Annotated in this window: 8 protein-coding genes and 1 rRNA gene; 7 read left to right on the top strand and 2 right to left on the bottom strand. The window is 62.2% G+C overall.

Annotated elements, in window-relative coordinates; genetic code table 11:
- Window positions 1-124: 124 nt before the first annotated feature.
- The gene (locus MOD31_RS00045; protein WP_250819523.1) at window positions 125-934 is read right to left on the bottom strand and encodes a carbon-nitrogen hydrolase family protein; all 810 of its coding nucleotides are present in this window, start codon (window positions 932-934) and stop codon (window positions 125-127) included.
- 240 nt (window positions 935-1,174) lie between these two features.
- Here MOD31_RS00045 and glgX point away from each other — a divergent pair, with 240 nt between their 5' ends.
- Genes glgX through MOD31_RS00030 form a run of 3 tightly spaced genes read left to right on the top strand, consistent with a single transcriptional unit; the run spans window position 1,175 to window position 4,153 of the window.
- Window positions 1,175-3,289 (top strand): glycogen debranching protein GlgX, encoded by a 2,115-nt coding sequence (gene glgX, locus MOD31_RS00040; RefSeq protein ID WP_250819522.1) that lies wholly within the window; start codon window positions 1,175-1,177, stop codon window positions 3,287-3,289.
- 27 nt (window positions 3,290-3,316) lie between these two features.
- A complete protein-coding gene (locus MOD31_RS00035) occupies window positions 3,317-3,787 on the top strand; it encodes a ribonuclease domain-containing protein (protein WP_250819521.1) in 471 nt (156 codons plus the stop codon).
- A gap of 6 nt (window positions 3,788-3,793) precedes the next feature.
- Complete coding sequence (locus tag MOD31_RS00030; protein ID WP_142936560.1) at window positions 3,794-4,153, top strand: barstar family protein; 360 nt, start codon at window positions 3,794-3,796, stop codon at window positions 4,151-4,153.
- A 137-nt stretch (window positions 4,154-4,290) separates the two neighbouring features.
- Here MOD31_RS00030 and glgP read toward each other — a convergent pair whose 3' ends face one another.
- Window positions 4,291-6,915, bottom strand: coding sequence for an alpha-glucan family phosphorylase (gene glgP, locus MOD31_RS00025; RefSeq protein ID WP_187697048.1), 2,625 nt, complete (start codon window positions 6,913-6,915; stop codon window positions 4,291-4,293).
- Between the two features lie 125 nt (window positions 6,916-7,040).
- On the opposite strand from glgP, the gene MOD31_RS00020 reads away from it, so the two are divergent.
- The 4 genes from MOD31_RS00020 to MOD31_RS00005 form a co-directional block, all read left to right on the top strand.
- Window positions 7,041-9,125: an alpha-1,4-glucan--maltose-1-phosphate maltosyltransferase gene (locus MOD31_RS00020; protein WP_187697050.1), complete on the top strand. Its 2,085-nt coding sequence runs from the start codon at window positions 7,041-7,043 to the stop codon at window positions 9,123-9,125.
- Entirely contained in the window at window positions 9,125-10,921 is a 1,797-nt protein-coding gene (treS, locus tag MOD31_RS00015; protein WP_142936557.1) for a maltose alpha-D-glucosyltransferase, read from the top strand. The genes MOD31_RS00020 and treS overlap by 1 nt, the downstream gene beginning before the upstream one ends.
- A 1-nt stretch (window position 10,922) precedes the next feature.
- The gene (locus MOD31_RS00010; protein ID WP_250819520.1) at window positions 10,923-14,579 is read left to right on the top strand and encodes a 1,4-alpha-glucan branching enzyme; all 3,657 of its coding nucleotides are present in this window, start codon (window positions 10,923-10,925) and stop codon (window positions 14,577-14,579) included.
- A 560-nt stretch (window positions 14,580-15,139) separates the two neighbouring features.
- Window positions 15,140-15,265 (top strand): 16S ribosomal RNA (locus tag MOD31_RS00005); the annotation flags it as partial.

Raw genomic sequence — 15,265 nt, 5'->3', positions numbered from 1 at the left:
GCTCTATCACATCCGTCGGGTTTGGGCCGGACGCTCTCTCACATCCCTCGGGTTTAGGCCGGACGCTCTATCACATCCGTCGGGTTTGGGCCGCCGAGCAAAATGGGGAATCCACCGGGACGGGTTAGAAGTCGCGGCGGTTGGCCAGCACGGGAAGTTTTTGGCGGGCGTCTTCCACAGTGGCGGGGTCGAGGTCGTAGAAAATAAGGCCCGGCTCGCCGTCGAGGGCTTCCAGTACCTGTCCGAACGGGGATACGACGGCGGAGTACCCCACTCCCGTGGGCGCGGAACCTTTAACCTCGATGCCTTGGCTTGCCGGATCGCCTTGGCCGCAGGCGAGGACGATCGTGGTGGTGTCCACGGCGCGGGCACGGGCCAGGAGTTGCCACTGCTCGGCCTTGCCGGGCCCGGAACCCCAGGACGCGGAAACGATGTTGACTACAGCGCCGCGCTGGGCATTGGCCATGAACAAGGCGGGGAAACGGATGTCGTAGCAGGTGGCCAAACCAAAGGTGAGACCACCGGCGTCGAACGTTACCGGATCGGTGCCAGCCTCAACGGTGTCCGATTCCGCAAAACCGAACGCGTCAAAGAGGTGGATTTTGTCGTAGCTCGCTTCCACGCCCGGTCCCGTGGCCAGAAGCGTGTTCCGCACCCGCGGTGAACCGGAATCGGAGGGGCTGCCCGGGGTGAACATGCCCGCCACGATCACCAGCTGAAGTTCCTCGGCGAGGGCTCTCACCCGGCTGGCCCACGGCCCGTCCAACGGCTCGGCGATGTCCAGCAGCGAGTTTCCGAACGCGCGCATCATCGCCTCGGGGAACACCACCAACTCGGCGCCGCCGTCCTTGGCCCGGCGGGCGTTGTCCTCAAGGAGCCGCAGGTTGCCGGCCAGATCCCGGCCGGTGATGACTTGGGCAAGTGCCACTCGCACGATGTAACCTCCAGTTGTCTTGGTCCCAGTATGCCAATCCGACTGGCAAGGAGGCAGAGCAAGGCGACACAATTACTTCCCTCCATCCCCACCCGGCCGGACTCACATGCGGCGTTTCAGCACGTGAGTGGCTGATCAAATCCCGCCATATTGGGGCAAGTAATGAAATCGAGACGCTGAACGTCGTCACATGGCGGGCCCGCGCGGTACATGCTTTGCGTGGAACTAAACTTGCAAGCAATGGTTATGCCTATTTTTGACACAGCAACTGCCCTGGACGCATCGCAACCCAGGCCCCTCGGACTGAGCACGCCCCAGCCCGCAGTTCCCGACGCCCAGATCACCCCGGAAAATTTGGTGAACGTGGCCGTGTTCGCCCCGGATCTGGACCGGGTGGAGGTGGTGTTCCAAGCACCTGGGGAAGCTTGGCAGTCCCACATCCTGTCCAACACCGAGGACGGCGTGCACTTCAGCCTTGTCAACGGCATGCCGCCAGGCACCCGCTACGGCTTCCGGGCCGCCCCGAGCGAGGGCGGGCTTCCTCTGTCCATGCCGGCTTTGGACCTGGATAACGACGGCGGCCAGCCGCTGCTGCTCGATCCTTATGGCCGCGCCGTGGACCAGCGGGGCGAGTTCCTCACCAGTGTCCACGTGGAGACAGGCTTTGATTGGGGCGACGATCAACCGCCGCGGACGCCCATGCGTACCTCGGTGATCTATGAGGCACACGTCCGCGGCCAGACCATGCTCCACCCGGACATCCCGGAGCACCTCCGCGGGACGTATGCTGGCATGGCGCATCCTGTGATGATCCAGCACCTCACCGAACTAGGCATCACCGCTGTCCAGCTCCTGCCCATTCATTTCCACCTGGATGAGTCCCATCTTCAGGACCTGGGAATGACCAATTATTGGGGCTACAACACGGCCGCTTTTTTCGCTCCCCACGCTGACTACGCCACGGAGGCGGCTCGCAACGCTGGTCCCCATGCGGTGCAGGATGAGCTCAAGGGCATGATCAAGCTGCTCCATGCGGCGGGGATCGAAGTCATCCTTGACGTCGTGTACAACCACACCGCCGAGGCGGGGCCGGACGGACCGCCACTGAGCTTCCGTGGATTGGCTGAGAAACGCTATTACCGGCACGATGCCCACGGCCGTTACTTGGATACCACCGGGTGCGGCAACACGTTGGATTTCAGTGATCCAGTAGTGGTTGACCTGGCATTGGATTCCTTGCGTTACTGGGTGAACGACTTCCATGTGGACGGGTTCCGCTTCGACCTCGCCGTGACACTGTGCCGCGATGCCAGCAACACCTTTGATCCGCAGCACCCATTCCTGCAGGCGATTGCCGAGGACCCCGTACTTTCAGGGGTCAAACTGATCGCCGAACCTTGGGACGTGGGCTACGGTGGCTGGCAGACCGGCCGCTTCCCGCAGGGCTGGTCGGACTGGAATGACCATTTCCGCGACGGCGTCCGGAGCTTCTGGCTATCCGACCGGGCTGCCATGGAATCCGGTGGCCATGGCGGCTCCATTGCGTCACTGGCTGAGCTGATGGCGGGCTCCGCCAATCTCTTCGCGTCATCGGGACGCACACGGCTGGCCAGCGTCAACTTCATCACTGCTCATGACGGCTTTACCCTCAAAGACCTGGTGAGCTACGACCGTAAGCACAATGAGGCTAACGGCGAGCAGAACCGGGATGGCCACGGAGACAACCGCAGCTATAACCACGGCGTGGAGGGGCGGAGCGAAAACGAGGCAATCGTGGCCGCCCGCGCACTGTCGGTCCGCAATCTGATGGCCACTTTGCTCCTGTCTTTCGGTGTTCCCATGATCACTGCCGGTGACGAGATCGGGCGGACCCAACAGGGCAACAACAATGCCTACTGCCAGGACAACCCCACGGCTTGGCTCGATTGGAGCCGGACCCAGGAAGCCAATGCCATGTTCAGGACCACGCGCGAACTGGTCAGGCTGCGCCGGTGGTTTCTGCGGCATCAGCCCGAGAGTTTCCCCGGCAACGCCAACGACTCCAGCTTGCAATGGTTTGATGACAAGGGAAAGCGGATGACTCCGGCGCGCTGGAACGAGCCCGACCTCCGTTCCGTCCAGCTCCTGATGGGTCACGAGGACAGTGAGATCCGCGGCTTGATCTCGGTGAACGGCAGCAACCAGGACGTGAAAATGGTCCTGCCTGAGATTTTGAGCGAGTCAGGCATCGGTAAGCGCATGTTCGAACTTCGCTTCACCACCTCGGTGCTGCATGAGCGCAGGAAGGGGGCGTTGGTGGCTTCCGGCGAGCGGGATATCCTGCAAGCCAACACCATTAACGTCTACCGCACCTAGGCACTAACCACGCAGGGAGTTCACCGCATGAGCAGCCGAAACAAACTGGTGGCCTTCGCGGGACTGGTGATCGCCGTCGTCGTGCTGGTGGTTGCCATGGTGGGTGGTGGCTCACTGACCGCGCAAACCACGACGCCGGAACCTGGCTCTCCGTCGATGTCACCCCAGGTAGTCAGCACGTCGGCGCCCGGCCGGGCTGTCGCCAACCCTTCTGCGCTGCCCTCCATCAATGCCTCGCAGCTACCCAGGGAAGCCCGCCAAACCCTTGTCCTGATTGCTAAGGGCGGCCCGTACCCTTACGACCGTGACGGCGTGAATTTCGGCAACTTCGAGGGTTTGCTGCCCAAGAAGTCCGGTGGTTTCTACAAGGAGTACACGGTACGTACGCCGGGGGAGTCGGACCGCGGTGCGCGAAGAATCATTGTGGGTAAAGACTCAGCCAAGTACTACACACCGGACCATTACGAGTCCTTCAAATTCATTGTCGAAGACAAGTAGGAGCCCATGAAAATCTATTCGGCGGACACCTGGACCCTCGAAGAACTGCAGGAGCAGGTCTCCGATGCGGGTCGCAGGACCCTACTGGTCCCACCCGCAAGCACCAAGCAGGCGGTTCTTGAGGTTTTCGGCCAGGTCCTCGACTTCCCCGAGTACTACGGCGTGAACCTGGACGCCCTCAACGACTCCCTGCATGACTACGCCGATGCCCTCTCAGAGGACGACGGCAGCCCCGTCACCATGATCTGGCAGGTCCCCGCGGCCTACCGCACGGACCGCTCCTTCGGAGTAGTCTGCGAAATCCTCCAAGACGCGGAAAAGTACGCCGGCCGCGACCTCACGGTCATCGCGGTCTTCGAAAACTAGTCGCGCCAACGGGCCCTATGGATCCCAACCGTAGCGGGCCTTGAGACGCAATTGGCGACCGTGACCCGGCAGCGTGCGTCAAAGCGACGAAGGAGCAGCACGCAGAGGGTTACGGTCGCCAATTGGGCTACGGCGGACTAGGCGTTCGCGATCAATCCCAGCTCAGCTTTGGATGCCAACGCTGAGTGCTTCGGGAACACCCGGACGGTATAGCCGAAGGAGCCGGACCTGTTGATCACCAAGGACCCGCTGAACAGGTGGCGTCCGCCGCCGAGGTCTTCCACCGAGTCCAGTTCGGCAACCACAATGTCTTCGAGCTCGTCGGATTCCTCGGCTCGTCCGAAGGCTACTTCCACGGAGACGTCGTCGGGTGTCAGGTTGTTGAGAGCCACGTAGGCGTTGACTTGGAGCGCGTCGCCTACCTGGGGTTCTTCGGAGACGCCCACGGAGTCAACGTGTTCCACCACAACCTCGGGCCACGCGTTCCTTACCTTGGTGGTCCAGGATGCGAGCTCCTTGGCTTCCTTGAACGCTTCGGCAACTGCCCTGCGCCCGGATACAGCGGCCGGGCAGTAGAGGTTGTTGACGTAGTCGTGGAGCATGCGTTCTGCCGAGACTGCCGGGCCCAGGTTGGCCAGCGTGTGCTTGATCATTGACACCCAGTGGGTGGGCACGGTCTCAACGCTGGATTCCGAGGGTCCGGCCGCGCCGGCGGCTTGTGCCACCGTTGTGCCGTAGAACCGTGGCGCTACCTGGGTTTCCAGGAGTTCGTAGAGTGCCGATGCCTCAATGTCGTCCCGTTCCTCGGAGGAGGCGTTGTTGTTGGCTGTGGGGATTGCCCAGCCGTTTTCGCCGTCGTACATTTCGTCCCACCAGCCGTCCAGGACGGAGAGGTTGAGCGAGCCGTTGATGGCTGCTTTCATGCCGGAGGTGCCGCACGCTTCGAGCGGGCGGAGCGGGTTGTTGAGCCAGACGTCGCAGCCGGGGAACAGGGTCCTTGCCATGGCGATGTCATAGTTGGGCAGGAACACGATCCTGTGCCGCACCTGGGGGTCGTCGGTGAACTTGACCAGGTCCTGGATCATTTTCTTGCCGGCGTCGTCTGCGGGGTGGGACTTGCCTGCAATGACCAGCTGGATGGGGTGCTTGGGGTCCAGCAGGAGGGCTTTCAACCGTGCAGGATCGCGCAGCATGAGGGTGAGCCGTTTGTAGGTGGGCACACGGCGTGCGAATCCGATGGTCAGGACGTCGGGGTCCAGCACGGAGTCGGTCCAACCGAGTTCGGCATCGGCCGCGCCGCGCTTCTTCCAGGAGGCGCGGAGCCGGCGTCGGACGTCGTCGATGAGCTGGGCGCGGAGCTCCCGGCGGAGGGCCCAGACGTCTTCGTCGCTGACGTTGTAGGCCAGGTCCCAGCGTCCCATGGCTTCGGCTTCGGCCCCGAATTGGGTCCGTGCAAGGGCGGAGATGCGGGGATCCACCCACGTGGGCACGTGGACGCCGTTGGTGACGGAGGTGATGGGGATTTCGGAGTGGTCGAATCCCGGCCAGAGTCCGGCGAACATTTCGCGGGACACCACGCCGTGCAGCTTGGCCACACCGTTTGCTCGTTGCGCCAGGCGCAGGCCCATTACGGCCATGTTGAACACCGAGGGGTTGCCGCCGTCGTAGTTTTCGCGTCCGAGTTCCAGGATGCGTTCGGTGGGCACGGCGGGTGCCAGCCCGGCTTCGAAGAAGTGCTTGATTTGCACGGTTTCGAAGCGGTCGATTCCGGCGGGTACGGGTGTGTGCGTGGTGAAGACGGTGGATGCCCGGCCGGCGGCGAGGGCTTCGTCCCAGCTGAGGGGGTGGTCGGTGTTGGACATGGCTTCCTGGATGCGTTCAATTCCCAGGAAGCCGGCGTGACCTTCGTTGGTGTGGAAGACCTCGGGCGCGGGTGTGCCGGTGATCTCCTGATAGACGCGCAGGGCTTTGACGCCGCCCATGCCCAGGAGAAGTTCCTGCTGGAGCCGGTGGTCGCCGCCGCCGCCGTACAGGCGGTCGGTGATGCCGCGCGCGGCTTCGTCGTTGGAGGGGACGTTGGAGTCCAGGAGCAGCAGAGGAACACGTCCGACGTCGGCACGCCAGACATGCGCGTGGAGTTCGCGTCCGTTGGGCAGCGGCAGGGAGATGTGAACTGGCTTTCCGGGGGCGCCGTCCTTGGCAGGGTGGCGAAGCAGCGTCAGGGGGAGTCCGTCGGGGTCCAGGACGGGGTAGGTTTCCTGCTGCCAGGCGTCCCGGGAGAGCGACTGCTTGAAGTAGCCGGCCTGATACAGAAGGCCTACGCCGATCAGCGGCACGCCGAGGTCCGAAGCGGCCTTGAGGTGGTCGCCGGCGAGGATTCCGAGACCTCCGGAGTACTGCGGAAGCACTTCGGTGATGCCGAACTCGGGGGAGAAGTACGCGATGCATGCCGGAGCGTCCTCGTTGAGGCCCTGGTACCAGCGGGGTTCGCTGAGGTAGCGGTCCAGATCGGCTGCGGCGTGCTGAACGCGTTCCACAACCTCTCCGTCGTTTGCCAGGTCCTGCAGTTGCTCGCGGCTGATGGACCCCAGCAAGGCGATGGGGTCGTGCTGCGAGGCCTCCCAGAGAGCCGGGTTGAGGCTCGCGAAAAGTTCCCGAGTGGGCCGGTGCCAGGACCAGCGCAAATTGGTCGCCAGACGGGCCAGGGGCCTGATGGGCTCGGGGAGGACGGTACGGACTGTAAACCTTCGAATAGCCTTCACGAGCGCCACACTAACGGACTCGCATGGAAGCCGGAACTGCATTGGGTTTCTTTTAGGTAAAAGTCATCTTGCGTCGAGGAGAAAGGTCGTGTGCTTAGCATTCTGTGATTTTTCTCGCTAACGTCGTGGTTGTGACGAAAACCGCGCGAACCATCACCGCTCTGAAATCCAAGACGACTACGGACATCACCGAGGGACTTCGCTTCGGCCGGTTCCCCATCACGGCCGTGCAGCCGGTGGTTGAGGGTGGCCGTTTCCCGGCGAAGGCCTTGCCGGGCGAGGACCTCGTGGTTGGCGCCACGGTCTTCCGTGAAGGCCATGACCAGCTGGGCGTATCCGCTGTGCTGCTCGATCCCAAGGGCAAGGAGCGTCAGCGCGTCCGCCTGACCCCGGCCGAGGGCGAGCAATGGAAGGGCCTGGACCGCTGGGAGGGCTTGATCACGCCCGCCGGCACCGGCGCCTGGTCCTTCGTCATTGAGGCCTGGCATGACCGCTACGGCACCTGGCACCACAACGCTGAGGTCAAAGTGGGGGCCGGCATTGACGTTGAGTTGATGCTTGCCGAGGGTGCTGCCCTCCTCGCCGAAGCAGTGGACGACGCCGGACGCAGCGCTGCGGAGAAGCGCACCTTGCGTGCCGCTTCCGTTGTGCTCTCCGACACCACCAAGACTGCCGAGGAGCGCCTTGGCGCCGGCTTCAGCCCGGAGGTGCTGGCCGCCGTCGGACGCGTTCCGATCCGCGAACTGGTGACTGTTTCCGAGCGTTTCCCGCTGCAGGTGGAGCGCGACCTCGCGGGCCGCGGTTCCTGGTACGAGTTCTTCCCCCGCTCAGAGGGCGCTGTGCTGGATCACTCCACCGGTGTGTGGACCTCCGGCAACTTCCGGACGGCAGCCAGAAGGCTCGACGCCGTGGCGGAGATGGGCTTCGACATCATCTACCTGCCACCTATCCACCCGATCGGTTTTCAACACCGCAAGGGCCGCAACAACACGTTGACTCCGGGCCCGCAGGATCCCGGTTCGCCGTGGGCCATTGGTTCCCGGGACGGTGGCCATGACGCCATCCACCCGGAACTGGGTACGTTTGAGGACTTTGACGCGTTCGTAGCGCGAGCCAACGAGCTCGGACTTGAGGTTGCGTTGGACCTCGCCCTGCAGGCAGCTCCGGACCACCCTTGGGTTGCGTCCAACCCGGAGTGGTTCACCACCCGAGTGGACGGTTCCATCGCTTATGCAGAGAACCCGCCGAAAAAGTACCAGGACATTTATCCCCTGAACTTTGACAACGACCCGGCCGGCCTTTCCAAGGAGATCCTGCGGATTGTCCAGCTGTGGATCAGCCACGGCGTCAAGGTTTTCCGTGTGGACAATCCCCACACCAAGCCCGTCTGGTTCTGGGAATGGCTGATCGGCAAGATCAACAAGAAGAACCCCGAGGTTGTTTTCCTGGCCGAAGCCTTCACACGCCCGCCCATGATGCACGCTTTGGGCCGCGCGGGATTCCAGCAGTCCTACTCCTACTTCACGTGGCGGAACACCAAGACCGAGCTGGAGCAGTATTTCCACGAGGTCAGCCACGAGACCGCTGCCTTCTTCCGTCCCAACTTCTTTGTGAACACCCCGGACATTCTCACCGAGTACCTGCAGTACGGTGGCCCGGCCGCGTTCCGCATCCGGGCGGTCTTGGCCGCTACGGCCAGCCCGCTGTGGGGCGTCTATGCGGGCTATGAGTTGTACGAGCACGTGGCCCGTCCGGGCGCGGAGGAGTACATCGATAACGAAAAGTACGAGTACAAGGCGCGGGATTGGGAAGGCGCTGCCGAGTCAGGGCGGACCTTGGCGCCGTACATCACCAGGCTCAACACCATCCGCAAGGATCACGTGGCCTTGGGCGATCTGCAGAACCTGACACTTCACAGCAGCACCGACGACGCCACGATTGTCTACTCCAAGCACAAGACGCTGCCGGACGGCACCAAGGACACCTTGATCATTGTGGTCAACGTGGATCCTCACAGCACCCGCGAAAGCACGGTGTCCTTGGACCTGGGGGCCCTACAGTTGGATCCTTCGGACTTCAACGAGGACGGCCGGTTCCGGGTGGACGACTTGATCAGCGGTGAGAGCTGGGAGTGGGGCGAGCACAACTACGTCCGCCTGGATGCCCACGTTGAGCCGGCGCACATACTGAGCATCCGGAGGCAGCCTTAGTGAGTTTTTCTCCGCAGAACCCCAGCCAGTACTTCACGCCGAAGAACACCTTCGAGTTGAACGCCCCAGGTCTCCAGCACGATCCGCACTGGTACCGCAAGGCAGTCTTTTATGAGGTACTGGTGCGGGCTTTTGCGGACGCCAACGGGGATGGGTCCGGCGACTTCCACGGCCTGATCGAGAAACTGGATTACCTCCAGTGGCTGGGTGTTGACTGCCTGTGGTTGCCGCCGTTCTTCCATTCCCCGTTGCGCGATGGCGGTTATGACATTGCGGACTACACGTCCGTGCTGGACGAGTTCGGTACCATCAGCGACTTCAAAAGATTGGTTGCCGAGGCCCACGCCCGTGGGGTCCGTGTGATCATCGACCTCCCGTTGAACCACACCTCGGACCAGCATCCCTGGTTCCAGGAATCGCGTAAGGACCCAACGGGTCCCTACGGCGATTTCTACGTGTGGAGCGATACTGACGAGAAGTACCAGGACGCGCGCATCATCTTCGTTGACACAGAAGAGTCCAACTGGACGTTCGATCCCATCCGCCGGCAGTTCTTCTGGCACCGCTTCTTCAGCCACCAGCCGGACCTGAACTTCGAGAACCCCAAGGTGATTGAGGCGCTCTATGACGTAGTCCGCTTCTGGCTGGACCAGGGCATCGATGGCTTCCGTGCTGACGCCATCCCTTATCTGTTCGAAGAAGACGGAACCAACTGCGAGAACCTGCCTGCCACGCACACCTTCCTGCAGGACCTCCGCCGGATGGTGGACTCGAACTACCCCGGCCGGGTCATCATTGCCGAGGCGAACCAGCCCCCGCATGAGGTGGTGGAGTACTTTGGCACGGAGGAAGCCCCCGAATGCCACATGGCCTTCCACTTCCCCATCATGCCCAGGCTCTACTACGCCTTGCGGGACCAGAAGGCCGCTCCCATCATTGAGACACTGCGGAACACCCCGGAGATACCCAAGGGCGCGCAGTGGGGGACTTTCCTGAGGAACCACGACGAACTGACGTTGGAGATGGTGCCAGCAGAAGAGCGCGCCGCCATGCTCGGATGGTACGCCCCGGATCCGCGGATGCGGGCCAACATTGGTATTCGACGACGCTTGGCGCCGTTGCTGGACAACTCCCGTTCCGAGATTGAGCTGATCAACGCGCTGCTGCTGTCCTTGCCGGGCAGTCCTTTCCTCTATTACGGGGATGAGATCGGCATGGGGGACAACATTTGGCTCGATGACCGTGATGCCGTCCGAACTCCGATGCAGTGGAACCCTGATCGGAACGCAGGTTTTTCCGGTGCTGATCCAGGCCAGCTGTACCTGCCGGTCATCCAATCGCTGGTGTACAACTACAGCATGGCCAACGTTGAGGCCGAGGCCGCGCACTCAGGTTCGCTGCTGCGCTGGACCCGCCAGATCCTGAGCGTCCGGAAGAACCATCCGGTGTTTGGTCTGGGCGGTTTCCGGCATATCGAGGCGGATCATGAAGTGGTGCTCGCCTATGTTCGCGAGTTGCCGGCGGGTAACCCCGAGGGGGAGGACGCCGAAACCATATTGTGCGTCTTCAACCTCTCCCAGCACCCTGTAGCGGCAACGCTGGACATTCCCGAGTTCGCGGGCAGGGGCCTGCGCGACATTTTCGGCGGCCAGCCCTTCCCGGCGGTCGGAGACAACGGTCATCTGACCGTGATGTTGGGCAGCCACAGCTTCTATTGGCTGCGGGTTCGCTCGGCATTTTCCAATCCCTCGTCGCCTTTTACCCAGGCGATTCCCGTGGTGACCTCCAAAGGATGAGATGAACGAGGAACACTTGAGCCCCTCCATTGAAGGACTTCTCCGGACCTGGCTGCCAGGCAAGCGCTGGTTCCCGGTCAAGAGCCCCGACTTTGCGCTGGAGCAGGTGGGCGGCTTCAGCCTCCCCCATGCAAGCGGCGACGCACAGCTGGAAGTTGTGCTGTTGGCGGTAACCCACCGAACGGCCGACGGCGGTTCGCGGACTGACGTTGTTCAGGTTCCGTTGAGCTACCGGAGCCAGCCGCTATCCGATGCGCCAACAGCTTTGCTGGGCGAGGTGACGGATCCAGAACTAGGCCTGAGGCTCGTTTACGATGCCGTCTACGATTCCGACTTCGTCACAGCATGGCTGGAACTCATGCGCAGTGAAGGAACAGTGGGCGGTGCCCAAGGACACCTAACCACTGGCCGTGTAGCGCTCCCGAAAGACCCAACGTCAGTGCGTGTCCTCTCGGGTGAGCAATCCAACACGTCAGTCATCATTGACGACGGCGATTCGGCGGCGATCATCAAAATCTTCCGTGTGCTTGCCGACGGCAAGAATCCTGAAGTGGAGCTTGGCGCTGCCCTGACCGCGGCTGGCACCACGGAGGTTCCCGCGACGCTTGGCTGGATTACCGGCTCGTGGAATGGTCCGGCGTCGAACGGTTCAACAGTGGCCACCGGTGAGCTGACCGTTGCCCACGAGTTTCTCCTCGGCGGCCGGGACGCTTGGCGCCTGGCGGTGGAGGCAGCCGCGGCCGGTAAGGATTTCACCGCAGAAGCCCGCGGGCTGGGCGCTGCTACTGCCACGGTTCATGCCAGGCTCGCTGAAACATTCGGAACCCAGGACGGGCAGGAACAGGGCCCGGACATCATCGCCTCAGTAGTCCGGCGCGTCCGCGGCTCGTGGGCGGAAGCCTCGTCCGCCGTCGGTCCCCATGACCAACAACTCGATGAGTTGCTGGCGGCTCTGGATCCCCGCGACGTTGGCCAGTTGCAGCGCGTCCACGGCGACCTCCACCTGGGCCAGATTCTGTTGGTTCCCGGCACTGAGGGGCAGCCAGGGCGGTGGGCCATCCTTGACTTCGAGGGCGAGCCGCTCCGGACCATTGATGAGCGCAATACTCCCGATCTTCCTTTGCGGGATGTCACCGGGATGCTGCGCTCGTTCGACTACGCAGCCGGGGCCGCCACGCTCGAAAACATCGACGTCAGAGTGCCTGAAGCCTGGGTGGATGACTGCGCTGCCGCGTTCCTTGAGGGGTATAGCGAGGTCACCCCGGGAACTATTGACCGCCGCTCGCCGCTCTTTGTGGCATTGTGGCTGGACAAGGCCTTATACGAGGTTGTTTACGAGTTGCGGAACCGGCCCGACTGGTTGTCGATCCCCGTGAATGCATCCCGACGAATCCTCGAAAACACTAGCCGCGGCAAGCATGCGGCAGCTACAGCGGAAGGTAATGACATGACTGGCTCTGCACGCACCGAACGGCCGCGAGTTCCCCTGCACGTGGACTCCGAGACCTTGGAACGCGTGGCGGCCGCCGCCTACCATGCACCCCACTCAGTGCTGGGCGCACACTTGGACGATCACGGCCACGTCACCATCCGCACCGTGAAGCACCTCGCGAAGTCCGTGGTTGTAGTGACCGAAGCCGGCCGCACCGACATGACCCACGAGGCCCACGGCGTCTGGACTGCTGTTCTGGAACCGCTGCAGGCCGGCCACGTGCCTGACTACCGTTTGGAAGTGGTGTACGACGTCGAACCCGTCACCATCGATGACCCGTACCACTACCTGCCTACCGTGGGTGAGGTGGACCTGCACCTGATCGGCGAAGGCCGCCACGAACGCCTTTGGGATGTTCTGGGTGCGCACGTTCAGCATTACCGCTCCGCGCTGGGTGAGGTGGACGGAGTTTCCTTCGCCGTCTGGGCCCCCAACGCCCAGGCCGTACGTGTGAAGGGCGACTTCAACGCGTGGGATGGCCGCTCCCACGGAATGCGTTCACTGGGGTCCTCCGGTGTGTGGGAACTGTTCATCCCGGGTGTTGTAGCAGGGGCGTGCTACAAATACGAGATCCTGACCAAGTCGGGACACTGGATTGAAAAGGCCGATCCGCTGGCTTTCGGCACCGAGGTTCCGCCACTGACGGCCTCACGTGTTGTGGACGCCAGCTACCGGTTCAAGGATGCGGAATGGATGAGCGCGCGTGCTGCGAAAGACCCGCACAACTCGCCCATGAGCGTCTACGAAGTCCACCTGGGATCCTGGCGGCTGGGCCTTGGGTACAAGGAACTCGCCAAGGAACTCGTGGACTACGTGAAGTGGCTCGGCTTCTCCCACGTTGAGTTCATGCCGGTGGCGGAGCACCCCTTCGGCGGTTCGTGGGGCTACCAAGTGACGTCCTACTTCGCGCCGACCTCACGGTTCGGACACCCGGACGAGTTCCGGTTCCTGGTGGATTCGCTTCACCAGGCCGGCATCGGCGTCCTCCTTGACTGGGTACCTGCCCACTTCCCCAAGGACTCCTGGGCGCTGGCACAGTTCGACGGCCAGCCACTGTACGAGCACTCGGACCCTGCCTTGGGCGAACACCCGGACTGGGGAACGCTGATCTTCGACTTTGGGCGCAGCGAGGTCAGGAACTTCCTGGTGTCCAACGCGCTGTACTGGCTGGAAGAATTCCACATTGATGGCCTGCGTGTAGATGCTGTTGCCTCGATGATCTACCTGGACTATTCCCGCGAAGAAGGGCAGTGGAAGCCCAACAAGTTCGGCGGGCGTGAGAACCTCGAAGCCATTTCCTTCATGCAGGAAGTCAACGCCACCGTCTACAAGTCCCACCCGGGCGCCATCATCATTGCCGAGGAATCCACCGCATTCCCCGGTGTTACGGCTCCCACCAACCACGGCGGACTCGGCTTCGGGCTCAAATGGAACATGGGCTGGATGCATGATTCGCTCAAGTACATTTCCGAAGACCCCATCAACCGCAAATGGCACCACGGCACCATCACGTTCTCCTTGGTCTATGCCTTCACTGAGAACTTCCTGCTGCCCATCAGCCACGACGAAGTAGTTCACGGCAAAGGCTCCATGCTGCGCAAGATGCCGGGCGACCGGTGGCAGCAACTGGCAAACCTGCGCGCCTTCTTCGCGTACCAGTGGGCGCATCCGGGCAAGCAGCTCATCTTCATGGGCACTGAGTTCGGCCAGGAAGCCGAATGGTCCGAACAGTACGGACTGGATTGGTTCCTCGCCGACATTCCCGCGCACCGCGGGCTGCAGCTCCTGATCAAGGATCTGAACGAGCTCTATACCGCAACGCCGGCCCTTTACCAGCGGGACAACGAGGCCGGCGGTTTCCAATGGGTCAACGGCGGGGATGCTGATCACAACGTCCTCACGTTCATCCGCTGGGACCACGACGGCAAACCGCTGGTGTGCGCAGTGAACTTCTCCGGCGGTCCGCACAAGGATTACATCTTGGGCGTACCGGCAGCAGGGGAGTGGACGGAAGTCCTCAACACGGACGCTGAGACATACGGCGGCTCGGGGGTTGTCAACGCAGGATCGCTGACGGCGTCTACTCCGGGAACTGATGGACAACCTGCGGCGCTGACTGTAACGCTTCCTCCGCTGGGCGCCTCATGGTTCACGCCGGCTGGCTGATCCTCTCTCACATCACCACCCTTTTCCAGCGTCCCTCGCTCACATAACGGCCGCTTTCGAGCAACGCTCTCTCACTCACGTGGGGGAGCGTTGCTGGTTCCCGGCCGGCTTGCGTTTACGGCCGGATCTACAGGCAACGGCTCGACGACGGCGGCCCTCACCAAGGCGGCTTTGCCAACCGGGGCCAAGTGTGGGTATAGTTAGTACCCGCGCTGCTCCACTGGTTGAGACCGCAAACTGACAAGAAACCGCAAGGAAAAATCAAGTCAGTCTTGCCGATTTGACCGTAAGGAATCCAGCCGGTAAGTTTGAAAAGTTGCTCCGGAGCGATCCAGTTGAGGCTGGTGGTACTGCTCTGGGATAGTGACCTGTTGTTTGAGAACTCAATAGTGTGCCAAGTTTGTTGATACCGATTGTTTTTTTGATTGGTTGAAATTATGGCTGGATCATTGCGCACCCCCGTGTGTGGTGGTCTGGTTTTCAGCTGGTTTCGAATTTTGTGCAGCCGTGTTTGCCGTTATTTCCGGTGGGTGTGGTTGTGTCTGTTTGATTTTTGTTTTTCAACGGAGAGTTTGATCCTGGCTCAGGATGAACGCTGGCGGCGTGCTTAACACATGCAAGTCGAACGATGATCCCAGCTTGCTGGGGGATTAGTGGCGAACGGGTGAGTAACACGTGAGTAACCT

Source organism: Paenarthrobacter sp. TYUT067 (assembly GCF_023656375.1).
Taxonomy (GTDB): domain Bacteria; phylum Actinomycetota; class Actinomycetes; order Actinomycetales; family Micrococcaceae; genus Arthrobacter.
The sequence above is the reverse complement of the archived record's forward strand: the minus strand, read 5'-3'. Positions and strand labels throughout refer to the sequence as shown.

Bases quoted from the DNA above. Each gene is read 5' to 3' on its own strand.
- glgX (WP_250819522.1), top strand. From the start codon at position 1,175: ATGGTTATGCCTATTTTTGACACAGCAACTGCCCTGGACGCATCGCAA.
- MOD31_RS00035 (WP_250819521.1), top strand. From the start codon at position 3,317: ATGAGCAGCCGAAACAAACTGGTGGCCTTCGCGGGACTGGTGATCGCC.
- MOD31_RS00030 (WP_142936560.1), top strand. From the start codon at position 3,794: ATGAAAATCTATTCGGCGGACACCTGGACCCTCGAAGAACTGCAGGAG.
- MOD31_RS00010 (WP_250819520.1), top strand. From the start codon at position 10,923: ATGAACGAGGAACACTTGAGCCCCTCCATTGAAGGACTTCTCCGGACC.